This window comes from Bordetella sp. N (assembly GCF_001433395.1).
GTDB lineage: Bacteria > Pseudomonadota > Gammaproteobacteria > Burkholderiales > Burkholderiaceae_B > Bordetella_C.
In genome coordinates this window covers 3,369,078-3,390,765 of the sequence record NZ_CP013111.1, presented here as the reverse complement: position 1 = coordinate 3,390,765, position 21,688 = coordinate 3,369,078, and the positions used below count along the sequence as shown (strand labels likewise).

At 65.8% G+C, this 21,688-nt stretch carries 17 protein-coding genes; 14 read left to right on the top strand and 3 right to left on the bottom strand.

The features are described 5' to 3' along the window. The first annotated feature begins 87 nt into the window (after nucleotides 1-87). The 6 genes from ASB57_RS14440 (at nucleotide 88) to ASB57_RS14415 (ending at nucleotide 9,587) form a co-directional block, all read left to right on the top strand. Nucleotides 88-774, top strand: coding sequence for a thermonuclease family protein (locus ASB57_RS14440; RefSeq protein ID WP_369822873.1), 687 nt, complete (start codon nucleotides 88-90; stop codon nucleotides 772-774). A gap of 296 nt (nucleotides 775-1,070) precedes the next feature. Next, a complete protein-coding gene (locus ASB57_RS14435) occupies nucleotides 1,071-2,753 on the top strand; it encodes a hypothetical protein (protein ID WP_057652854.1) in 1,683 nt (560 codons plus the stop codon). Between the two features lie 130 nt (nucleotides 2,754-2,883). Further along, the gene (locus ASB57_RS14430; RefSeq protein WP_057656154.1) at nucleotides 2,884-5,223 is read left to right on the top strand and encodes an ABC transporter substrate-binding protein; all 2,340 of its coding nucleotides are present in this window, start codon (nucleotides 2,884-2,886) and stop codon (nucleotides 5,221-5,223) included. Next, on the top strand, nucleotides 5,220-6,197 hold the full coding sequence (locus tag ASB57_RS14425; RefSeq protein ID WP_057652853.1) for an ABC transporter permease: 978 nt from the start codon (nucleotides 5,220-5,222) through the stop codon (nucleotides 6,195-6,197). The genes ASB57_RS14430 and ASB57_RS14425 overlap by 4 nt, the downstream gene beginning before the upstream one ends. A 5-nt stretch (nucleotides 6,198-6,202) precedes the next feature. Next, the gene (locus ASB57_RS14420) at nucleotides 6,203-7,789 is read left to right on the top strand and encodes an ABC transporter permease (protein WP_082621605.1); all 1,587 of its coding nucleotides are present in this window, start codon (nucleotides 6,203-6,205) and stop codon (nucleotides 7,787-7,789) included. A 10-nt stretch (nucleotides 7,790-7,799) separates the two neighbouring features. After that, on the top strand, nucleotides 7,800-9,587 hold the full coding sequence (locus ASB57_RS14415) for an ABC transporter ATP-binding protein (RefSeq protein ID WP_057652852.1): 1,788 nt from the start codon (nucleotides 7,800-7,802) through the stop codon (nucleotides 9,585-9,587). A gap of 420 nt (nucleotides 9,588-10,007) precedes the next feature. Here the strand turns inward: ASB57_RS14415 and ASB57_RS14410 are convergent, their stop codons facing one another. The 3 genes from ASB57_RS14410 to ASB57_RS14400 all read right to left on the bottom strand — a co-directional run bounded on the left by ASB57_RS14410 (nucleotide 10,008) and on the right by ASB57_RS14400 (nucleotide 14,490). Beyond that, nucleotides 10,008-10,559: a MarR family winged helix-turn-helix transcriptional regulator gene (locus ASB57_RS14410; protein ID WP_057652851.1), complete on the bottom strand. Its 552-nt coding sequence runs from the start codon at nucleotides 10,557-10,559 to the stop codon at nucleotides 10,008-10,010. 155 nt (nucleotides 10,560-10,714) lie between these two features. Next, nucleotides 10,715-12,406: a collagen-like triple helix repeat-containing protein gene (locus ASB57_RS14405; protein WP_057652850.1), complete on the bottom strand. Its 1,692-nt coding sequence runs from the start codon at nucleotides 12,404-12,406 to the stop codon at nucleotides 10,715-10,717. A gap of 392 nt (nucleotides 12,407-12,798) precedes the next feature. Continuing rightward, nucleotides 12,799-14,490: a ShlB/FhaC/HecB family hemolysin secretion/activation protein gene (locus ASB57_RS14400; RefSeq protein ID WP_369822872.1), complete on the bottom strand. Its 1,692-nt coding sequence runs from the start codon at nucleotides 14,488-14,490 to the stop codon at nucleotides 12,799-12,801. Nucleotides 14,491-15,172: 682 nt separating this feature from the next. Here ASB57_RS14400 and ASB57_RS14395 point away from each other — a divergent pair. From ASB57_RS14395 to ASB57_RS14360, 8 genes are all read left to right on the top strand, one after another. Then, nucleotides 15,173-15,994: an MHYT domain-containing protein gene (locus ASB57_RS14395; RefSeq protein ID WP_057652848.1), complete on the top strand. Its 822-nt coding sequence runs from the start codon at nucleotides 15,173-15,175 to the stop codon at nucleotides 15,992-15,994. A 116-nt stretch (nucleotides 15,995-16,110) separates the two neighbouring features. Next, nucleotides 16,111-16,299: a Flp family type IVb pilin gene (locus ASB57_RS14390; protein WP_369822862.1), complete on the top strand. Its 189-nt coding sequence runs from the start codon at nucleotides 16,111-16,113 to the stop codon at nucleotides 16,297-16,299. Between the two features lie 44 nt (nucleotides 16,300-16,343). Next, nucleotides 16,344-16,859: a prepilin peptidase gene (locus tag ASB57_RS14385; protein ID WP_156414171.1), complete on the top strand. Its 516-nt coding sequence runs from the start codon at nucleotides 16,344-16,346 to the stop codon at nucleotides 16,857-16,859. Beyond that, nucleotides 16,820-17,266, top strand: a complete 447-nt coding sequence (locus ASB57_RS14380) for a TadE/TadG family type IV pilus assembly protein (RefSeq protein ID WP_057652846.1) — start codon at nucleotides 16,820-16,822, stop codon at nucleotides 17,264-17,266. The genes ASB57_RS14385 and ASB57_RS14380 overlap by 40 nt, the downstream gene beginning before the upstream one ends. Beyond that, complete coding sequence (locus ASB57_RS14375) at nucleotides 17,266-17,817, top strand: TadE/TadG family type IV pilus assembly protein (RefSeq protein ID WP_057652845.1); 552 nt, start codon at nucleotides 17,266-17,268, stop codon at nucleotides 17,815-17,817. The genes ASB57_RS14380 and ASB57_RS14375 overlap by 1 nt, the downstream gene beginning before the upstream one ends. Next, entirely contained in the window at nucleotides 17,814-18,782 is a 969-nt protein-coding gene (gene cpaB / locus ASB57_RS14370) for a Flp pilus assembly protein CpaB (RefSeq protein ID WP_057652844.1), read from the top strand. Before ASB57_RS14375 ends, cpaB begins: the two co-directional genes overlap by 4 nt. Before the next feature lie 104 nt (nucleotides 18,783-18,886). Beyond that, nucleotides 18,887-20,341 carry a type II and III secretion system protein family protein gene (locus ASB57_RS14365; RefSeq protein WP_082621604.1) on the top strand — a complete coding sequence of 485 codons (1,455 nt, stop codon included), beginning with the start codon at nucleotides 18,887-18,889 and terminating at the stop codon, nucleotides 20,339-20,341. Further along, nucleotides 20,338-21,684 carry a pilus assembly protein CpaE gene (locus tag ASB57_RS14360; protein ID WP_057652843.1) on the top strand — a complete coding sequence of 449 codons (1,347 nt, stop codon included), beginning with the start codon at nucleotides 20,338-20,340 and terminating at the stop codon, nucleotides 21,682-21,684. The genes ASB57_RS14365 and ASB57_RS14360 overlap by 4 nt, the downstream gene beginning before the upstream one ends. Nucleotides 21,685-21,688 lie beyond the last annotated feature (4 nt).

Genomic DNA, 21,688 nt, shown 5'->3' with positions numbered 1-21,688 from the left:
CCGGCGAGGGTAATATCCGCTCCATCAGTGAGAAGGCCGATCGGCCCAGGAGACCGCATCATCGCCCGTTCCGGACCACCCCCTATGCTGCTGCCCGGTGTGCTGCGCGCCTTGCTCGGCCGCGTGGGCCTGGCCCGTCCCGTCGCCGCCCTGGCGTGCGCGCTGGCCGGCGCCGGTGTCGCCTGGCTGTCTTCCACCCACGCGCCGCCGCGGGCCGACGGCGCCAACGCCGCCACCTATGAACTTGCCGGCCGCGTGGTCAACGTGGCCGACGGCGACACCATCACCTTGCAGACGGACAGCGGCCAACGCCGCGTGCGCCTGGCCAGTATCGACGCACCCGAAGTCGGCCACGGCCAGGTCAAGCCCGGCCAACCCTTCGGTCAGGCCGCGCGCAAGAACCTGGAAGCGCTGGTCGCCGGCAAGACGCTGACGGCCCAGTGCTACGAAAAAGACCAATACGCCCGCGACGTCTGCGACCTGCCGGGTGACGACGGCCGCACGGTGAACTGGCAGCAGGTGGATGCCGGCTACGCCTGGGCCAACACGGCGCGTCATGGCGAGTATCTGCGCGACACGTCCCTGACCGGCATCGAACGCAGGGCGCGCGAACAGCGCAGGGGCTTGTGGGCGCAAACAGGCGCCATCGCGCCTTGGGAATGGCGCTATCAATGCTGGAACCAGGGCAAATGCGGTGCCGCGTCTTCGACCGGTGGCATGGGCGGTACCGCGGCGCCTTCCACCGCAGGTTCCGACCCAGCCGCGACGCCTTGAGGGAGCCCCTCACGTTCGCTTGATGCCGGCGGCTATCCGCGCAGGAAACCATTCAGGCGTTTCGTCCACTCAGTCGCATCTTCAGACTGGACGAAGCCCCAATGAACCCGCAAGCCACGACCGGTTTTCAACCGCTTTTCTACTCCACGGCCTTCGCCGGACCGGACGCGCAGTCAGCGGCAACGGCCGTGGCCCCGCCGGACCCTCTTCAGGTAGACGCCGGTCATTCGCCCTTTTATGACCCCGGCCGACACGGTCCGATAGAAACTTTTCTCCTGTCCGAGGATTGCCAACGCGTGTACGACCGCATGCGCGCGGACTTCGACGCGCTGGTCACGTTCATGCGCGTCCATGCGCCTGGCGCATCGCACGAGGGCGCGCTGTCGCGTGGCGACTACGCGCGCGCTCAGTTCGACAGTTTCATCGTTAACCTCGACGGTGGTCACTTCGGTTCGCTGATCGAGAATGTTCACCTTGCCGGTCTGCCCGCCTTGCACGAAGCCGCGCTGGCGGTGACGGGCGCCCAGGCCGATGCCTGGCCCGATGATAAAGTCAGGGCCGTCGAACGGCTGGCGGATGGCATGACGTCATGCGCGGCCGGGGTGACGACCAACCTGTCCTACGTGGCGCGTGACATGACCCATGCCGGCGCAGGCATGCGCGGCAAGATCTGGCAGGTCAAGGACCAGGCGGTGGAGGCTATGCTGGTGAGCCAGGTGAACGAGTGGTTCGAAGATCACTTGAAGTTTCAACAGGACATGATCAGGATCAGCGATCTGGGTGCGGCGGATCGGCGGCGGCAGTATGCGGGTAGTGAAATTCACCACGTGAACGCGTTTTGGGACGCCATCGCAGACCCTCTCGGTCTCGTCAAAAAAAACGATCCCTTGCATGTACCGATGCCCACCGTAGACAAGGAGGTAAGTGCCGAGGAAATCAAGCAATGGCAGGATCGCATCGCCGCCAGACTCCAGCCCAGCCTGATCGCGCTAACCATCGCGGACGAGATACTTGCGGGCTATCGCGCGGATGTCCAGGCCGCCGGCATCGGCCTGGAAGGCGCGCGTGTCGCGGCCAGCGCGTTGGCCGACGTGGCGCGCAATGCCAGTGAGCGCCTTGGCCTGCCCACGGACGACACCTTCAATCTCTACCGGCTCGTGTCTTTCGACGAGGCCAGCTATCACGTGTGGGACGATTCCTCCGTGCTGGCGTTGGAGATCCTGTCGCGCATGGACAAGCTGGGGCTGATCGTGGGGCAGGCGGTCGACCACGGCCACTGGATGGACCCACACGGCAACCAGGTTTATGCCCTGCTGGTTTACCAGGACCTGGCCTGGAAAGTCGAGGTCCCCGCGGGCACGGGGCTGTCCAGCCTGAGCTGGACGGATGCCGATGGCTGGGAGGTGCACGCGCTGGATTGGAGGGATCTGCACAATTGGAGCCGAAGCCAGTCCGGCGGCGCGGCGATTCCTCCTCAGGGCGCCCTGCGGCATGTCATCGGCAAGACCGTGCCGGTGTTCTGCCGCCATGGCTTCCCCGCGGAATGGTTCACCGAGCAGGACAGCCACCGCAAATTGCGCGATCGGCTGGGGCTGGGACTGGCCGAGTACGCCGCCCACCTGGAAGCCTGGTGTCCGGCTCAACTGAATATTCTTATCGAGGAATGCGAGAAGAAACGGATCTGCCTGCCCGAGCTGTTCGACTCGTATGACGAGCAGACAGGCAAGAAAGTCCTGCCTCCGGTCAGGCTCGTGTTGAACTGCATGGACCGTACTTACTATATGGACTCCAAAGCGGTGCTGATGCATTGGCCGTCCCATCCGGTCATCGACAGCTGGCTGCGCACCGCCCTGCGGACCGAGGGCTCGTGGGTGAACAAGCTGGAATATGGTGCTTTCAAGGCGGCGCGCCGGTGGTATCGGCTGACGCATCCCACGGCGCCCACCGAATGGCCGTCGCGCGCCGGCGGCTCCGCGTAAACCCTGGGGAAATTCCCTGCCGGGCCCCCGCCAGGACCCGATCTTTCCCTCGAGATGGGCGCATCGATCGCCGTTTGTTATCCTTCCCGCATTACACGGACTTACACAGTGGGAAAACCGGATGGCTGGTATGCGATCGAGGGCCCGGGCGGCCGGCGTAGCCCCATGGGCCTGGGCGGCCCGGCCGCTGGCCGTGCTGGGTTTGCTGGGCCTGTTGGCGGCGCTGACGGCCTGCGGACGGGAAAGCCCCATCAACAGCCCCTATCCGGCTGGCGCGGAAGAACAGAACACGCTGTACACGGCCTTCACGCGCAACTCCCCCAAGTACCTGGATCCGGCCAGTTCCTATTCGGTCGACGAGACCCCTTACACCTACAACATCTACGAGACCCTGTACGGCTACGACTATCTGCAGCGGCCGTATAAGCTCATTCCCCGGGCGGCCGCCAGCATCGACCCGCCGTCCTATCTGGATGCCCAGGGCAAACCGCTGCCAGCGGACGCACCCGGCGCAAGCATCGCCGAGAGCGTGTATGACATCCACCTGCGGCCCGGCATCCGTTTCCAGCCCCATCCGGCGTTCGCGCGCGAGGCCGATGGCACCTACAGCTACTTCCCGCTCAAGCCGAACGAGCTGGAGGACAAGTCCAGCGTCACCGACTTTCCCAAGACGGGCACGCGCGAGCTGACCGCCGACGACTATGTCTACGCGTTCCGCCGGCTGGCCAACCCGCGCATCGTTTCGCCCATCTATTCCCTGATGGCCGACTACGTGGTCGGCATGAAAGAGTACGGCGACCACCTGCGCGAAGTGGACCAGGCCCAGCGGCGCGGTTTCGCGCCCGGCCAGCGCGAGCTGCCGTGGATGGATCTGCGGGGGGATGGCTTCGACGGCGTGCAGGCGGTCGATCCCCACACGCTGCGCATCCGCGTCAAGGGCAAGTATCCGCAGTTCAAATATTGGCTGGCCATGACCTTCACCGCGCCGGTGCCGTGGGAAGCGGAACGCTTCTACAACCAGCCGGGCATGGCGAGCCGCAATCTGTCGCTCAATACCTGGCCCGTGGGCACCGGCCCCTACATGATGGTGGAGTCGCTGCAGAACCGCCGCCACGTGCTGGCGCGCAACCCCAATTTCCATGGCGAGCCCTATCCTTGCGTCGGCGAGCCGGGTGACCGCGAAGCCGGCCGCCTGGCGGATTGCGGCAAGCCCACGCCCTTCATCGACCGCGTGGTCTTCAGCATCGAGAAGGAATCCATCCCGCTGTCGGGCAAGTTCCTGCAGGGTTATTACGATATTCCCCAGCTGGAACGGGGCGAGTACGGCGTGGCGATGCTGGTGGCGGCCGGCGATTCGCCCGACAAGGCACAGAAATATCGCGAGCATGGCATCCAGCTGCCCACCACGGTGGAGACGCAGAACTGGTACATGGGCTTCAACTGGAACGACCCCGTGGTGGGCAAGGGCAGCACGCCGGAACAGGAAGAACGCAACCGCAAGCTGCGCCAGGCCCTGAGCATCGCCTTCGACTGGGAAGAGTACATCGCGATTTTCGAGAACAGCCAGGCCGCGGTGGCCTATGGCCCCGTGCCGCCCGGCGTGCTCGGGTATCACGAGCCGAACACACCGCGCGGCATCAATCCCGTGGTCTACGACTTCGTCGACGGCAAGCCCGAACGCAAGTCCCTGGCGACGGCGCGCCAACTGCTGGCCGAGGCCGGTTACCCCGACGGCCGCGACGCGAAGACAGGGGCGCCCCTGGTGCTGCACTACGATTCCATGACCGGCATGGGCGCCAATCCGATGTTCGACTGGATGCGGCGCCAGCTGGAAAAGCTGGGCGTGCAGCTGGACGTCCGTTCCACCGACTACAACCGCTTCCAGGACAAGATGCGGCGCGGCTCGGCCCAGATGTACCTGTGGGGCTGGAATGCGGATTACCCGGACGCCGAGAACTTCCTGTTCCTGCTGTACGGCCCCAATGCCAAGGCGGCGTCGGGCGGCGAGAATGCCTCGAACTACGTCAATCCGGAGTTCGACAAGCTGTTCGAGCAGATGAAGTACCTGGACGACGGCCCCGAGAAGGAAGCCCTGATCGATCGCATGGTGGCCATCGTCCAGCGCGACGCGCCGTGGATGTTCGGCTACTTCCCCAAGTCCGGCGGGGCGTACCAGCAGTGGGTGGGCAATGCCAAGCCGACGCAGATGGTGCGGAACACCTTGCAGTACATCAAGCTGGACCCGGCTTTGCGCGAACGCAAGATCGCCGAATGGAACAAGCCGCTGTGGTGGCCCTTGTGGTTGTTGCTGGGGGTGGTGGTGCTGGCGGTCTGGCCGTCCTGGGTGGCCTTGCGCCGCCGGGAGACGCAAACCGCCTTCGGCAAGCGCGCCGGCGGCTTCGCCAGCCGGTCAGCCGCCGAAAATACGGTCGACCATGAGGCCGATCAAGCGAAGGGGAAGACGCCATGATCTCTTACATCATCCGCCGCCTGCTATATGGCGTGCTGATCCTGATCGGCGTCAATCTTTTCACCTTCGTGCTGTTCTTCGCGGTCAACACGCCGGACGATATGGCGCGCCTGTCGATCGGCGGACAGCGCATCAGCCAGGACGCCATCGAGAAATGGAAGGTGGAGCGCGGCTACGACAAGCCGCTGTTCTTCAATCGCGCGGCAGCGGGTGCCGACAAGGTGACCGATACCATCTTCTACCAGCGCTCGGTGCCCTTGCTGACCCTGGACTTCGGGTCGTCCGATAACGGCCGCGACATCGGCCGCGAGATTCGCACCCGCATGTGGCCCAGCCTGGCGCTGGCGCTGCCGACCTTCATATTGGGCCTGTACGCCAGCATCGCGTTCGCGTTGATGCTGGTGTTCTTCCGCGCTACCCGGCTGGACTTCTGGGGCGTGGTGCTGTGCGTGGTGCTGCTGTCGATCTCGGGGCTGTTCTACATCATCGCGGGGCAGTGGGTGTTTTCCAAGCAGCTGATGCTGGTGCCGTATTCCGGCTATGCCGGCGGCCTGGACATGATCAAGTTCCTGGCCTTGCCCGTGCTGGTCGCGGTGATCTCCCGACTGGGGCCGGAAGCGCGCTTCTACCGCACCCTGTTCCTGGAGGAAATCAGCAAGGACTACGTGCGCACGGCGCGCGCCAAGGGCCTGACGGAAAACGTGGTGCTGTTCCGCCACGTGCTGCGCAATGCCATGTTGCCCATCCTGACCGGCACCATCTCCAGCATTCCCCTGTTGTTCATGGGCAGCCTGATCGCCGAGTCCTTCTTCGGCATTCCGGGCCTGGGGAGCTACACCATCGACGCCATCAACGCGCAGGACTTTTCGATCGTGCGGGCCATGGTGTTCCTGGGTTCGGTGCTGTACATCATCGGGCTCATCCTGGCCGACATTTCCTATACCTTGGCCGATCCCCGGGTTCGATTCGAGTGAGCACCATGCCGAAATTCGTTCTGCTGTGGACCGACGTCGCCCTGTTCCTGATCGTGCTCGCCGTGCTGGGCTATGCCTGGCGCGTGCGCCGCAGCCCCACGTTGCGCGCCACCTGGGCGCGGGTGGCGCATGATGGCCCGGCCATGTGCGCGGCGGTCATCCTGGCGGTGTTCGCCCTTATCGGTTTGCTCGATTCGGTGCATTTCCGGCCGCGTCTGCCGCCGCTGCCCGGCGCTGCCATCGACGCGCCGCCGGCCTACGCGCCCGCGGCGCAATCGCTGCTGGACAGCGTGCTGCGCGGCACCGTGCTGACCCGCCCGGAAAAGACCTATTCGGCGCCGCTGCGGGCCTATCAGTTCACCAAGGAAACCATGCTGGTGGACGACAAGCCGGTGCGCGATTTTCCGCGCCTGCGCGCGGGCGGCGCCCATCTGAAGGATCCCGCCAACGAACTGCGGCTTGATGTGTTAAAGCGTGGCGGGCTGGGCTTGCTGGGCGGCGCCGTGGTCGGGCTGGCCGCGGGCCTGTTGCTGGCCGCCGCGCTGGCGCGCACTCATGGCGGCTGGCGCCAGGCCTTGCGCGACATCCTGCAGGGCCACACCGACGTACGCTGGCGCGCCATGTGGATCACGTTCATGGGCCTGGCCCTGGTCACCGGTCTGCTGGGCGGCTGGGCCACGGGTTATCACGCCTTGGGCACCGACCGGACCGGCAATGACGTCCTGTGGCAGGCGCTCAAGAGCATACGCACGGCGCTGGTCATCGGCAGCCTGACGACGTTGGCCATGCTGCCCCCGGCCATTCTGTTCGGCATCGCCGCGGGCTATTTCAAGGGCAAGGTCGACGACGCCATCCAGTATCTGTACACCACTCTGACGTCCATACCCGGCGTGTTGCTGGTAGCCGCCTGCGTGCTGATGATGCAGGTCTACATCGACAACAATCCCACCTTGTTCGATACCTCGGCGGCGCGCGCCGATCTGCGGCTGTTTCTGTTGTGCATGATCCTGGGGCTGACCGGCTGGGCCGGCTTGTGCCGCCTGCTTCGGGCCGAGGCGCTGAAGTTGCGGGAGCTGGAGTTCGTGCAGGCCGCCAGGGCCTTCGGCGTGTCGGACTGGTCCATCATGCGGCGCCACCTGCTGCCCAATGTCATGCACATCGTGTTGATCACCGTGGTGCTGGAATTCTCCGGTCTGGTGCTGTACGAGGCGGTGCTGTCCTACCTGGGCATCGGCGTGGATCCGTCCATGAACTCCTTCGGATCGATGATCAACGGCGCGCGGCTGGAGATGTCCATGGATCCGATGATCTATTGGAACCTGGGTACCGCCTTCGCCTTCATGCTGGCGCTGGTGCTGGCCGCCAATCTGTTCGCCGATGCCGTGCGCGCGGCCTTCGATCCGCGCACGCGCCGTTTCCGCCCGCGCCGCCGGCGCGTGCTGGCGGCGCCGGCCATGGCCGGTGGTGTGTTCGCCGTGTCGCCGGTGGCGGCGGAGGCGCGTGAAACCGAACGGGATGCGGACGATGACGATGAGTCGGACGGCTTGCCGCGCGACGGTTCCGGCGGAGGTTCTCGTGACCAGCCGAAATAAGGACGCCGCCATGAATCAAGGGAAGGCAGATACCGTGGCAGCAAAAGAGGGCGATCGGGTCGACAACCCGATACTGCGGGTCGATGGCCTGCGCGTGGACATCGCGGGCGAGCACCAGGTGCAGCAGGCGGTCAAACGCCTGAGCCTGGCCATCGAACGGGGCGAGACCTTCGCCCTGGTGGGCGAGTCGGGCTGCGGCAAGAGCATCACGGCGCTGGCGCTGCTACGCCTGTTGCCGGATGCGGCGCGGGTGGTCGGCGGCCAGGTCGACGTGGGGGGCGAGGACCTCAACCAGCTGCCCGAAAGCGCCATGCGCGCGGTGCGCGGCGGCCAGATCGGCATCATTTTTCAGGAGCCGTCCACCAGCCTGAATCCGGTCATGCGCGTCGGCGACCAGATCATCGAAACCCTGCATACACATACGTCGCTGCGGGGCGCGCAGGCCCGTGCGCGCGCCATCGACTGGCTGCGACGTGTCGGCATCCCGGAACCGGAGCGGCGCATCGATGATTATCCGATGCAGTTCTCCGGTGGCCAGAAACAGCGTGTGATGATCGCCATCGCGCTCGCGGCGGAGCCGCAGCTGTTGATCGCGGATGAGCCCACGACGGCGCTCGACGTCACCGTGCAGGCCCAGGTGCTGGCGCTGCTGGCGGATATCCAGCGCGACATGGGGATGGCCATCCTGCTGATCACGCATGATCTGGCCGTGGTGCGGAACGTCGCGCAGCACGTGGCGTTGATGCGGGCGGGCGAGATCGTCGAAAGCGCGCCGGCCCGCGAATTTTTCGAAGCGCCCCGCCATCCCTATGCGCGCCAGCTGTTCGATGCCATCCCGGCATTCGAGAAGCGGGGGCGGCCATTGTCGAAGGTGGCGCAGGACGCCGAGGATTCCGTGCACGGCCGCGACGCGCGTCCGGCGGGCGCCAGGATTCCGGCCGCGGCCGGGGTCGCGCCGGCGGCAAGCGCGCGGGCGCCGGCGCTGGATGGCGCCGAAATCGTCCTGGAAGTACAGGACTTGAAAGTCCACTATCCCGTCCGCAAGGGCGCCCTCAAGCGCATCCACTCGTGGGTCAAGGCGGTGGACGGCGTCAGTTTTACCTTGCGGGCCGGCGAGACCCTGGCCTTGCTGGGCGAGTCCGGTTGCGGCAAGACGACCACCGGCAAGGCCTTGTTGCGCCTGATCAGCGGTGCGTCCATCAGCGGCCGGGCCTTGCTCAATGGCCGCGACATCTTCGCCGCCAACCGGCGCGAGATGGCGCGCCTGCGCCAGGACATCCAGATCGTCTTCCAGGATCCGTTCGCGTCGCTCAATCCGCGCATGCGTATCGGCGAGATCCTGCTCGAAGGCGTGCAATCCCTGCGCAAGGATCTGACCCGGCCCGCTTGCGAGGAACGCGTGCGATGGCTGCTGCGGCGGGTCGGCCTGCCCGAAGATACGGCCACGCGCTATCCCCACGAGTTTTCCGGCGGCCAGCGGCAGCGCATCGCCATCGCGCGCGCGTTGGCGGTGGAGCCCAAGGTGCTGATCTGCGACGAACCGACGTCGGCGCTGGATGTGTCGGTGCAGGCGCAGATCCTCGACCTGCTGCGTGAGCTGCAGGCGGAACTGGGCATCGCCTATCTGTTCATCACGCACAATTTCGGCGTGGTGGAGTACCTGGCCGATCGCATCGCCGTCATGTACGGTGGCCGCATCGTGGAGGACGGGGCGACGGACCAGGTGCTGCATGCACCCGCGCACGAGATGACGCAACGCCTGCTGGCGGCCGTGCCTCGCCTGTCCTTCGGCACATGAAAGGATTGCCCCTCAGGGCAACCCTGCGGGTTGCCCAGTCCCCCAAGGGGACGCTTTTGACTTGGGGCGGCCCGGCGTCAAATATTGCCCCTCAGGGCAACCCTGCGGGTTGCCCGGTCCCCCAAGGGGACGCTTTTTGACTTGGGGCGGCCCGGCGTCAAAAAAAGATCCGCCATAGGGCGGATCCAAGGTCCTGCTGCGTGCCTTCCGGTGGCCCAGGGTCCCCTGGCCGCCAGGAAGGCGGTTCGATCACTTCGACGTTGCGCGGCAGCGTTGCCGATCGGCCCGGCCGTCTTGCCGTCACGAGGAGGCAGCGAGGCCACCGGCGTTGCACGCCATGTGTTGTCGGGGTGATCGAAAGCTAGCGATGGGTCGATGGCGGCCTGTAGCTGTCCTGCCGCTTCCACCCATCGAATCCAATCAATCGTTCAACGTGGGGTTCTTCTGCGTTTCCAGCCACGCCAGGGTTTCATGGCGCAGCGCGCGAACGCATTGCGCGAGGAAACCATGCATCACCTGCAAATGTTCGTCGTCGTGGCGCCGTGCTTGCAGCATGATCTCGTCAGCGATCAGGCGCCGTTGCCGGGTCAAGGGCGCACAGCGCGACGTCACCGGCCGGATCACGATGACGCGGCGATCCAGCGGATGGCGGTCGCGCTTCACATAGCCCGTCTCTTCCAGCCGGTTGATCAAGGCGGTCGCGCCGCCGGAGCTGACCCCCAGCAGTTGCGCGAGCTGGCCGGTAGGCAGGGCGTCGAATTCGATCACCAGTTCCAGCGCGCGCAGGTCGGAGAGGGGCATGCCCAGCTGCTCGGCCAGCGCGGCCTGGCAGACGGCGGTGTATACGCTGAATTGGCGGCCCAACATCAGCGCCATATCGTCCAGCAGGCCTTGCTGCGCCTCGCCATTGCCGCGTGGCATGACGATTTCGGTGGCGCGGTCCGCATGATTGCCAGTTTCGATGTCGAACATGATCGGTACTCCCGGTTCTGTTTCTAGTTGCTTGTTCAAGAAGGGGTTCACTGCGAGGTTTCACTGTTCAGGTCAAGACCGGCCTTCCGCTGCCGGTCTTGCTCCACCGCGCCAGGCTTATGGCTGTCCTGGCGCGGCGGAGCAGTTGGAGAGGATCAACGACGACCCAGCAAGCCACCCACGAGGCCGCCGAGCAGGCCGCCGTTGTTGGTGGTGGTGCCGGTGCTGCTGCCCGTGCTGGTGCTTCCACTGGTCGTGGTAGTGCCACCCGCGCTGGTGCCGCCGGACGTATTGGCCGCCACGGTGGTGCCGCCCAACAGGCCGCCGAGCAGACCGCCGTTGCCGGTGGACACCGACGCGCCGGTGCTGCCGCCGGTTGCGGCGCCGCCCGTCGTGGTCGTGCCGCCCGTGGCAGCGGTGCCGCCCGCCACGTTGGTCACGCCGTTGATGAGGCCGCTGAGCAGGCCGCCGTTGTTGGCGCCCGTGTTGGCAGCCGTGCCCGTGATCGAAGCCACCAGCCCGGTCACCGGCGCCAGCAAGCCAGCGTTGTTGCCGCCGCCGGCCGGCAAGCCGCCTACGCCGCCGAGCAAGCCGTTGATCGGTTGCAGCAAGCCGCCCGTGGTGCCCGAGCCACCGCCCAAACCACCCGTCAAGCCACCGGTCACGCCGCCGACCGCGCTGGTCAAGGACGCGACACCCGCCGTCGTGTTGCCCAGCACCGCGCCGAGCGGATTGCCCGCGGCAGGGTTGGTGCTGGTGACCAGGCCGCCGGCCGCGCTGACCGCATTGCCGACACCCGTCAGCAGGCCATTGACGCCAGCCAGCTGCGTGCCGCCCAGCGAGTTGCCGGCACCGGCGACGGTGCCGCCGATGCTGGTCAACAAGCCACTGACCGGCGCGCCCAGGCCGGTGGTGTCACCGAGGTTCTGAGTCACACCCGCGACATTGCCGACCAGGGGCGACACGGTCTTGTCCAGCGACGCGCCCACGGCAGCCAGCGGTTGCGCCAGGCCCAGCGGCACCACGTTGTCCACGGCCCCGCCGGTATTGCCCAGGGTCGGTTGCAGAATGGCGTTCTGGGTGCCCGAGAGCGCTCCACCCGTGACCTGACCGAGCAGGCTGCTGACAGGTTGCAGCAGGCCGCCGTCGCCGGTCAGGGCCGCGGTGGTCGTGCCCAGCGCGGCGGTGGCGTTGCCCAGTACGGCGGTCAAGGGTTGCTGGTTGGTGGCCGACGCATTGAGCAGGCCGCCGGCGCTGGCCACGGTGTCACCCAGGCCACTGACCAGACCGCCGACGGCGGTGCTGAGATTGCCGGGCAGGGCGGTCGAAGAGACCGAGTCGCCCAGATTGCTGACGGTGCCGCCCACCTGTCCCAGCAGGCTGTCGACGGGTGCGCCCAGACCGGTCGTCGCGCCCACTTGCTGGGTCAGCGCCGTCACGGTGTTGGCGACAGGGGCCACGGTCGGGTCCAGCGCCGCGCCGACGCCGCCGAGCAGGGAGCCCGCATTCACCGAGGCCACGTTATCCACGGCGCCGCCGGTGTTGCCCAAGGTCGTTTGCAGCAATCCCGGGGTGTTGGTGGGATTGGTGGGGTTCGTCGGGTTGGTCGGATTCGTGGGATCGGTGTTGCCGTTGCCTCCACCGCCGCCACCACCGCCATTGCCACCACCGTTGCCGCCGCCATTGCCACCGCCGCCAGGCGTGGCGGGCAGGCCATTGTTGTCGGCAACCTTGTCGTGGTTGTGATGGCCGCCGCCGCAGCCTGCGAGCGCGCCCAGCAGGGAGGCGGTCAGCACGGTGAGGGTCAACGTACGCTTGATACCTTGGATTTTCGCAATGGTTTGCATGGCACGCTCCGGTTCTGTCTCGATATGCCGGGTTCGAATGACCCGATGACAGTACTAATGCGAAATCCATGCCAACTTTGCGTTTTCTTGCGCGCCGTCGTCTGCGTGCTGCTATCGAATTCCTGAAAATATCAAATTAATCATGGGCTTGTGATTGTTCCTTAATGTGTCATTTCATGCGTTTTATGTTGCTCTCCGACAGAAACTAACAAGGACAAACCCGCATTCCGGCCCTCGGCGTTACGGGAACAGAGGCCCACGTAACGTAACGCCGGAACGTAACGTCGATCAAAAAAAAGCGACTTTCGCGTTGCCGGGAAAGTCGCCAGATCGGTCATGCTCAACCGTGCGGGCCGGGGTACATCCGCGCTCCCGCCAGGCTGCTTGCCTTCTTAATAGAACAGTTGATAGTTCGCGTTGAAACGCCATCCGCGGCTGTCGTCATTCAACGTGGCCGACCCCACCGGCTTGGCTACGTTGAAATCGAACAGATAGTTCTTGTCGTCCGTCAGCCGCACGCCCATCGCCACTGAAGACAGGTGGCGATTGTTATAGGGCTTGAGCGCCGCGGCGTTGTACCAGGTCCGCGCATAGTCGACCAGGGCATAGGGCTGGATCGCCGACAGATACTGCCAGCCCGTGCCGAACTTGCGGTTCAGTTCAAGCGCCGCGCCGACGCCCTTGTCGCCGCTGGTCTCGCCCTGCGGATAGCCCATGCCGAAACGCCAGCTGCCGAATGACACCTGTTCCGAACTGGGCAGGACGTTGTCGCTGAACTGGCCGGCGCCGGACAGCACGACCCCGAACTGGGCCGGCAGCGAGAAGCTCTGCTTCGCGGTGATGTTGAAGCGAGTGAAATCCAGGTCCAGGTCGGGCGTGGCTGAATAACCGTAATTGGTATCGATGGTCTTCTGTGCGCCCAGGCCGGTGATGCCTTTGGAGACGCCCACGGTGACATCGGTGCTGCGCGTCGGGCCCACTGTTATATAGCGCATCTCCGCGGTGGCGGCCCGCACGCGGGTTTTCTGGCGCAGCCACAGATCGGTGTCGTGCTGGTCGTAGATGTCTTGCGCATTGACGGCATAGACCCCCAAGGTGCCGGTCAGCGAACTCTGGTTGTTCAGCAGGAAGGGGTAGCTCAGGCCGACGCCGATGCGGTCGTTCTTCACCGTGCGCTTGTAGCCCAGCATCTCGATGGTGTCGTCCTCGGGCTTGGCTTCGTAGTGATAGCCTTCCAGCTTCACCGCCAGGCCGCTGGAGCCGATCGGCACGGTGACGTCACCAGCGTAATAGCGCACGTCGTCGGTGCCGAAGGGGACGGCCGCCGTCAGCCGGGTCTGCTCGCCCAGCGGCGTCAGGCTGTTGGCGCTGGCGCTGACCAGCGGCTGCATGCCGGTACCCAGATCCACCACGCCGGCCGTGGCGTTGAACGGTTTGTGCGCGGCCTTGAGCAGCAGCTCGCTGGCGCCGTCGGCACGGCGGGGCAGGTCCAGGGACGGTGTGAACGTCACGCCCGGCACCATGCGCATCAGATTCAGCTGGCGTTCCAGCGTGGCTTGCGTCAACGGCTTCTCGTCGATCATGGGCTGGGCCAGCGTGCGCAGGCGCGCTTCGGAATTGCCCATGTCGCCTTCGATGCGCAGCGCGCCGATATGGCCCTCGACCACGGTCACCACCACCGTGCCTTCAGCGAAGGTCTGGTTCTGCACCACGGCGAAAGACAGCGGGTAGCCGCGCTCACGGTACAGGGTGGTGATGCGGTCGACCTGCTGCACCAGCTGGCCCAGGGTGATGTCCTTGTTGGCCAGCGGCGCCAGCAGGGCGCTGATCTCCTCGAAGGGAATGGCATGTGCGCCCGTCACGTCGAAATGGCGCGGCACGATGTGCTGCGCCATGCGGGCGGCCAGCGCCTGCTGCTCCGGCGTGGGGGCCTGCAAGGGCGGTTGCGCGGGTGGGGCCGGTTTTTCCATGGGCGGCAGGGAGTCCACCGGATTGCCGCGCAGAGGACCATCGGCATGCGCGACCGGCGCGGCCAGCAGCAGGCCGGCGGCCATCATCAATGTTGCGGGCGCGGTACGGCGAATCAGGTGCGCCTGCCCGGAATTCTTGTTCCACAAACTCTTCACTGTCACTTCCCCTCTCGTGTTGCGCCCTGCCTGCTGCGTCCCTGTATACGCGTGGGGGCTGCCTGAACGCGCGTTTGTCGCGTGTCGATCAAGGTGCCCCTCATGCCTAAGGTCTAGATAAATCCGCCGATCCCGGTGGCGGGAACTGCTTCGATTCGGTTCGCTTGTGCCGCAAATCTGCTGCGATTTGCCTGCATTTTCTGTGAATAGGTTTGTCGTAAATTGCGCAAATAGTGTCATTTTCGACCTTCGATTACAGACGAAAATCACTAAATTATTGCTTAAGTGTAACCACGGAAATGCGATCAGTATGCTGTCGACAAAATACCTATTTGCGTAAATAAAACCAAACTGAGCGTAAGAACCGCCTAATCATCCTCGAAAATCGATGAATTTAGGGTATGGTGTATGTAAAGGGGGCTACAAATACAACAGCATCAGGGTTTCCCCCTAATGTTTAAAAATTGTTAATAGTTAAGACTATTCTGTGTATTGCTTCATAAGATTTCATTTGGGAACGGCGGGGAAGGGGGACTGAAATGAGGCCATACATATACGCGGACCAATTCGCGGAAGCGTTTGAATGTGACGTCGGTGATTCCGGCGCGGTGAGCGCTTCCCACTTTTGGGGTAGACCGGCATGAGTCCCGGCGACATCGTTCCGCTCGAATTCAATGAGGGCCTTGCCGCGCTCTCTTTCGTCGTGGCCGCGCTGGGTTCCTACGTGGCCCTGCTGGCAGCGTCGCGCATACGCACGGCCCGGAACGACGGCGTGCACCTGGGCTATGTGGCGGTGGCCGCGCTGGCCATGGGCGGCGTGGGCATCTGGAGCATGCATTTCATCGGCATGCAGGCGCAGCGCCTGCCGTTCATCGTCGGCTTCCAGGTGGGTTGGACCGCCTTGAGCCTGGTGGTTGCCGTGCTGCTCTCCGGCGCCGCGTTCTGGTTCGTCGGCCGGTCCACGTTCTCGCTTGGGCGCTGTATCGCCGGCGGCGTGCTCGCGGGCGTCGGCGTGGCGGCCATGCATTACCTGGGAATGGCCTCGATGCGCATGCCGGCCGACCTGTCCTATGACCCGGGCATGGTCGTGTTGTCGGTGGCCATCGCCATCGCCGCCGCGACCGCTGCCTTATGGCTGGCCTTCAACATCCAGAACGAGTGGCAGCGTCCGATTGCCGCGTTGGTGATGGCCGTGGCGGTGTGCGGCATGCATTACACCGCGGTGGCTGGCGGCGTGGTGATCTGTTCCGCGCCGCGCGCGACTACGGAATGGACCATGGGTGGCCTGTCCCTGCCGTATGTGGTTTTCGCTCTGTCGGCACTGGCCTTGCTGGCCATACGTTGGCAGTTGCACCGTACGTCGACCTTGTATCGCGCCCATCTGGCGGCGCGTGTCGACGCCTTGATTGATGGCAACGAAGCCGCGGTGGCGCCGTTGTCGCGGCCGCCGGGCCGGACCTGATTCGAATTCGTGGCGCGGCAAAGTCTTCGGACTGCGCGGTGTCACGATGGTTGCACCGGGTGTGGGTAGCCGGTGTGTTTTCGTTGAAGTAACCCTTTTATTGGGGGGAATTGATCATGCAAATGCAACAGCTCAAGCACTTCTGGAAAGACGAAGAGGGCGCGACGGCCATCGAGTATGGGCTGATCGCCGGGTTGGTCTCCATTGTGATCATCGGTGGACTGCTGGTTCTTAGTCCGCAGTTGAAAGCGATCTTTGACAACATCGGCTCCGCGGTCACGAGCGCCAATACGAAAAGCCAATAACCACGGCTGATCCTTTGTTCTCTGACAACCGCTAGATTCAACCCATGGAGCAGACCTGGTGGCTGGTTTTTGTCGCATTCAATGTATGCGTCGTGATCTACGACCTGCGTTGGCGCCGCGTGCCCAACAAGCTGCTGCTCGCCGCGATGGCGCTGCAGCTGGTGGCGCTCGTGGTGATGCAGACAGGACTGGTTGCCGGGGCACTGCCCGGCGCGCGGGGTTGGATACAGGCATTGAGCGGTTTTGCGTTGGGACTCCTGTTCATCGTCTTGTGGCGTCTGCGGCTGATGGGTGCCGGGGACGTGAAGTACATGGCGGCCCTGGGCCTGTTCACCGGACCCTGGACGTTGGCGCTAGCCGTACTCTGGGCCAGCGTGCCCGGCGGGGTGCACGCGCTCTACCAGGCTTTTCGCAGGATTCGCCAGGGGCCCAGCGGGCGGCCGGCGCGGGGCGTGCCCTACGCGGCGTATATCGCGCTGGCGGTGCTCAGCGTGGCGCTTATGCCGTCGAGTTCGCTCTGGTGTTCTCTGTGTTCTTCGTGCTGCTTTATGGGGTCGTGACCTACGGCTTCATCTTCATGGCGCAGCAATCCATCAATCTCGCCGCCGACCAGGGGGTGCGGACGGCCTTGCGCTGGCAGCAGGGCCAGGGCGCCCTGCAGGCGCGCGCGACCGCCGCCTGGACCATCGCTGATCAGAATGTCCGCTGGCTCGGCGCCATGGGCGCGGCCACGCCGGGCGTGGCGGTGTGCGGCCCCTCGGGAGTCCTGGCCGCCACCGGCGGTGCGACCTGCAGCGGGCGTCCGCTCGACGCTGACCAGTTCGAGGTCATCGTCACGTATGCCTACGGCGCCCATCCCCTGATTCCTACCTTACCCGGCATGGGCCTGGCGGTGCCGGCCGCGCTGTCGGCACGTTCCACGGCCAAGCTGGGCAACGGCATGGTCATCGCGCAGGGGAGCGGCTGATGCGCGCCCTTTATCGCCTGTCTGATGCGTTCGATCGCATCCCGCGCAAGCATGGCGCCAGCGTTGCCCGTCACGGAATGCGGCGCGCGACGCGTGGCGCGCCGGCAGTCGCGGCCAGGCAGCATGGCGTGGCCGCGCTGGAATTCGCCCTGGTCCTGTCGGTGCTGCTGCTGATGCTGGGCGGCATCGTCGGCTTGAGCGGCATGGTGTGGGTCCAGCAGAAATTGACGGGCGCCGCCACGGAAGGCGTGCGCGCCATGCTCGACAGCAAATTGAGCGGCGCCATTGACACGACCGTCGCCTGCCGGGTGGCGCGCGATTCGGTGACGTGGATGACCATAGGCTGTGCCGCCGCGCAGAAGCCTTGCACATGGTCTGGCGGCGCCAGCAATCCGACGGTGCAGTGCGCCACGGTGTCCCTGACCTATGACACGGGCGCCTGGCCCGTGCTGGCCATCATGCGCAAGCTTTCCCAGACGCTGTGGCGATCGTCGTGGGTGCCGCAAACGATGACCGCGAATGCCGTGGTGCAGATTCAGGAGACGTTATGAGCAATGTGACCAAGATCGTGGCGGTGCTGTTGCTGTTGATCGCCCTGGGCTTGGCTTATCTGGCCATGCGTATCGCGATGCAGCCGCCGGCGCCGCCGTCTACCGCTCCCGCGGTGGTGCGCAGCCAGGACGCCGTGCCGACCCATCCCGTGGTGGTGGCGGCGCGCGCCATCGAGGCCGGCACCCAGGTCGATGGCGCCGCGCTGACGGTGGCGCAATGGCCGGTGATGCCCAGCGGCGCGTTTGCAGCCCCGGCCGATCTGGCCAACGCGGTAACGCGTGTGGCGATCCAGCCCGGCGAGCCGGTGACGAAATTCCAATTGGCGCGCGGGCTGGCCAACTATCTTCAACCGGGCGAGCGGGCGGTGGCCATTGCCGTCGACGAAATCATCGGCGCCAGCAACCGCATCCGGCCGGGCGACAGCGTGGACGTGTTCATCACCTTGGAACGGGGCCAGGAAGTGGGCGGTACCCAGGCGCGGCTGTTGCAGTCGCGGGTGCGGGTGCTGGCCTATGGCAGCCAGTCGCTGGATGGCCCGGACGCGGATGAGAAGGCGGCGGCGCAACGCAATGGCGGCGCCGCGCCCGCGCCGCGCAACGCGATGCTGGCCGTGCCGGTGGCCCAGGTCAATGAATTGCTGCTGGCGGCGCGCTCCGGCCGCCTGCAACTGGCGCTACGGGCGCCGGATGACGCCACGGTGCCGGACCCCGCGCTGTTTCCCGCGCGCCAGCCGGTGCTGAATGCCCGAGCGGATTTGAATGTCAGCCAGAAGACGCTGGCGGCCGACGATGTGAATCGTGCGTATGCCGGCGACAGCCTGCCGCAGTTGTCGGGGCCGGCGCCGCGGGTCGAGGCGCCCGTGGCGGCAACGAAGCCCGCGCCGGCGCAGCGGACGGCGCGCGGCGGCGGCGGCAGGTCCGTCGAGGTGGTGCGCGGCGGACAGAGCGAAATGGTTTCCTACTGAAGATTGGATGCTGCATGCAGAACAAAATAACAGGCAGGAAAAGCCGGCACCCGGAGATCGGGCGCCGAGGGGAAAGCAGCAACAGGTCGGCCGCGAACGTCGGGATGACCGCTGGGCGCGCGAGTGGCGTGGTCCTGGCTTTGGCTTTGCTGGCGCCGGTGGTGCCGGCGCAGGCGCAACAACAGGTTCAACAGCCGCAACCGCAAGCACAGCAACGGGCACAGCAACAGCAGGCACAGCAACGGGCACAGCAAGCGCAGCGGGCAGGGCAGCCCGCCACTGCCGGCCAAGCCGCCGCGCCCGCCACGGCGCCCGTCGAAGAGCTGGCCGTCCCGTTGCGCGGCCAATACCCTTTGCCCTTGACCCGCTCGCCGTCGCGCATCGCGGTCGGCGACCCGGAGGTGGCCGACGTGAAGGTGCTGCCGCCGGGGCCCAATCGCGCCGGCCAGGTGCTGGTGCTCGGCAAGCGACCCGGCCTGACGCAATTGCAGGTCTGGACCAGCGGCAGCAATGCGCCCCAGGTATGGAATGTGCGCGTCATGGGCGACGTGCAGGCGGCCCTGGCCGCGCGTGGCGCCGCCAGCAGCGCGCAGGTTGACGTCGCGGGCGGCGGGGCCGTCGTCAGCGGCCGGTCACCGTCCGCGCTGGACCATCGTAATGGCGTCGAGGCGGCGCAAGCGGCGTCCGCCAAGGACAAGGTGGTGGACGTCTCCACCGTCGACGTCAGCTCCATCGTGCAGGTCGAAGTCAAGATGGTGGAAGTGTCGCGTTCCACGCTGAAGGACGTGGGCATCAATGCCAACTTCGGCAAGGGGCCCTGGGCTGCCTCGTCGAACCTGATTCCTGCCGGCTTGGCCAGCGCGCTGGGAGGCGCGTCCAACGGCTTCCTGTTTTCCTACGACTCGTCGCGCTTCGGGGCGACCTTGTCGCTGCTGGAGTCGAATGGTTTGGCGCGGGTGCTGGCGCAGCCGACCCTGCTGGCGCAGTCAGGACAAAGCGCCAGCTTCCTGGCCGGCGGCGAGATTCCGGTGCCGGAGTCGGGCGGACTGGGCACGCAAAGCGTGGTCTACAAACCCTTCGGCATAGGCTTGAGCGTGACGCCGACCGTGCTGTCGGCCAGCCGTATCGCATTGAAGGTGGCGCCGGAAGCCAGCGAGCTGGACCCCACCAACGGGATCCCCATCGTCAACGGCAATACCACCACCGTGATTCCCGCGCTGAGCACGCGCAAGGCCGACACCACGGTGGAGCTGGGCGATGGCGAGACCTTCATCATCAGTGGCCTGGTGTCGCGCCAGACCAAGGCCGCGGTCAGCAAAGTGCCTTTCCTGGGTGACCTGCCCATCATCGGCGCTTTCTTCCGTGGCGTGAGTTATTCCCAGGATGATCGTGAACTGGTCATCGTGGTGACGCCGCACCTGGTGCGGCCGATCGCGCGCGGGGTGAGCCTGCCTTTGCCGGGCGCGCGCGAAGAGGTGGGCAACACCCCCAGTACGGCATGGGGCTATTACCTGATGGGGCCCGCTGGCGGGCAGCAAATGCCAGGATTCTCAAGGTGAGCACTATGAAAACACATTCCAAGGAATGGGTGGCGGCGCAGCAGGCCGGCTGCTTCCTGTTCTGCTCGAACGATGCGAACGTGGCCACGCAGTTGAGCAATGCCATCGGTGACATGGGCCTGCTGATGCAGGAAATGCCCAGCATGGAGCATATGGCGCGGCGTCTGGCCGAGCTGGATCCGCGGGTGGTCTTCCTGGACTTCACGCGCAACGAGAACGAGCCGGGCAAGTACCTGCAGGCCGCCGACCTGGCCCGCATGCTGGCGCGGGTGGCGCCCGCGGTGCCGCGGGTGGCGGTTGGTTATGTCGCGCATCCGGAAGGCGCCATCGCCGCCTTGCGGGCGGGTGTCAGCGATTTCATCGATCCCAGCGTGGCGCCCGACGAGGTGCGTGAGGTCGTGCAGCGCGTCATGAACATGGACGGCGGCGTCGTGCCGAACAGCGGGGCGCGCGGCAGCCGTCGCAGCGTGGCGCTGCTGGGCGCGCGGCCGGGTGTCGGCACCAGCACGCTGGCGGTGCATCTGGCGGGACTGATGCAGGACCGGATGGCGCAGGTCAGCGCCAACCGGCCGGGCGCGCCCAAGCCCATCAAGGGGCAGGGCGACAACAGCCATCTGGCTCTGTCGGAACGGGTCGGCCTGCTGGACCTGGGCTGGCCGGTGGGCGATTGCCTGCTGTACCTGAACATCGACAGCGATTTCGATTTCGCCGAGGCCGTGCGCAACCTGCGCCGCCTCGATCCGACCTTGCTGGGCTCCGCCATGGCGCACACGCGCAGCGGCATCAGCGTGTTGTCCATGCCGCGCGACGTGGCGCAGATGCGCGGGATTTCACTGTCCGATTCCCTGCTGCTGTTCGAGCGCCTGCGCCAGCACTATGGCTTGTTGCTGGCCGATGCCGGCGGTTTTTCCAACCCTGAATTCGTCGCCGGCCTGGCGCGTTCGGCGCAGGAAACCTGGCTGGTGACCGACCAGAGCGTGGGGGCCCTGGTGTCCCTGGCCGGCCTGCTGCGCGAGCTGGAGCAGCAACATGTGGAGCGTGGTCATCTGCGCCTGGTGGTCAACCGCTACGACGAGCGCTATGGCATGACCGCCGTGCAGATCGCGGAGCGCTTCAACCTGGAGTTGGCCGGCACCTTGCCTGACCGCACCTTGCCGCTGATGGTGTGTACCAACCAGGGCCATCTGCTGCACGAGGACGCCGAGCGCGATATCTACGTGCGGGCGGTGCAGCACCTGGCCGATCGGCTGACGGCCGAGTACGTCGCGCCGGGGTCGCGCAGCGGTTGGCTGGCGACGTGGCTGCCGGGTGTGCAGCGGCGCATGTCGCTGCTGGGCGACTGAACGG

What these genes read in the sequence shown, in the direction of transcription:
- ASB57_RS14430 (WP_057656154.1), top strand. Translation starts at nt 2,884, where the DNA reads ATGCGATCGAGGGCCCGGGCGGCCGGCGTAGCCCCATGGGCCTGGGCG.
- ASB57_RS14425 (WP_057652853.1), top strand. Translation starts at nt 5,220, where the DNA reads ATGATCTCTTACATCATCCGCCGCCTGCTATATGGCGTGCTGATCCTG.
- ASB57_RS14420 (WP_082621605.1), top strand. Translation starts at nt 6,203, where the DNA reads ATGCCGAAATTCGTTCTGCTGTGGACCGACGTCGCCCTGTTCCTGATC.
- ASB57_RS14415 (WP_057652852.1), top strand. Translation starts at nt 7,800, where the DNA reads ATGAATCAAGGGAAGGCAGATACCGTGGCAGCAAAAGAGGGCGATCGG.
- ASB57_RS14410 (WP_057652851.1), bottom strand. Translation starts at nt 10,559, where the DNA reads ATGTTCGACATCGAAACTGGCAATCATGCGGACCGCGCCACCGAAATC.
- ASB57_RS14405 (WP_057652850.1), bottom strand. Translation starts at nt 12,406, where the DNA reads ATGCAAACCATTGCGAAAATCCAAGGTATCAAGCGTACGTTGACCCTC.
- ASB57_RS14395 (WP_057652848.1), top strand. Translation starts at nt 15,173, where the DNA reads ATGAGTCCCGGCGACATCGTTCCGCTCGAATTCAATGAGGGCCTTGCC.
- ASB57_RS14390 (WP_369822862.1), top strand. Translation starts at nt 16,111, where the DNA reads ATGCAAATGCAACAGCTCAAGCACTTCTGGAAAGACGAAGAGGGCGCG.
- ASB57_RS14385 (WP_156414171.1), top strand. Translation starts at nt 16,344, where the DNA reads ATGGAGCAGACCTGGTGGCTGGTTTTTGTCGCATTCAATGTATGCGTC.
- ASB57_RS14375 (WP_057652845.1), top strand. Translation starts at nt 17,266, where the DNA reads ATGCGCGCCCTTTATCGCCTGTCTGATGCGTTCGATCGCATCCCGCGC.
- cpaB (WP_057652844.1), top strand. Translation starts at nt 17,814, where the DNA reads ATGAGCAATGTGACCAAGATCGTGGCGGTGCTGTTGCTGTTGATCGCC.
- ASB57_RS14365 (WP_082621604.1), top strand. Translation starts at nt 18,887, where the DNA reads ATGACCGCTGGGCGCGCGAGTGGCGTGGTCCTGGCTTTGGCTTTGCTG.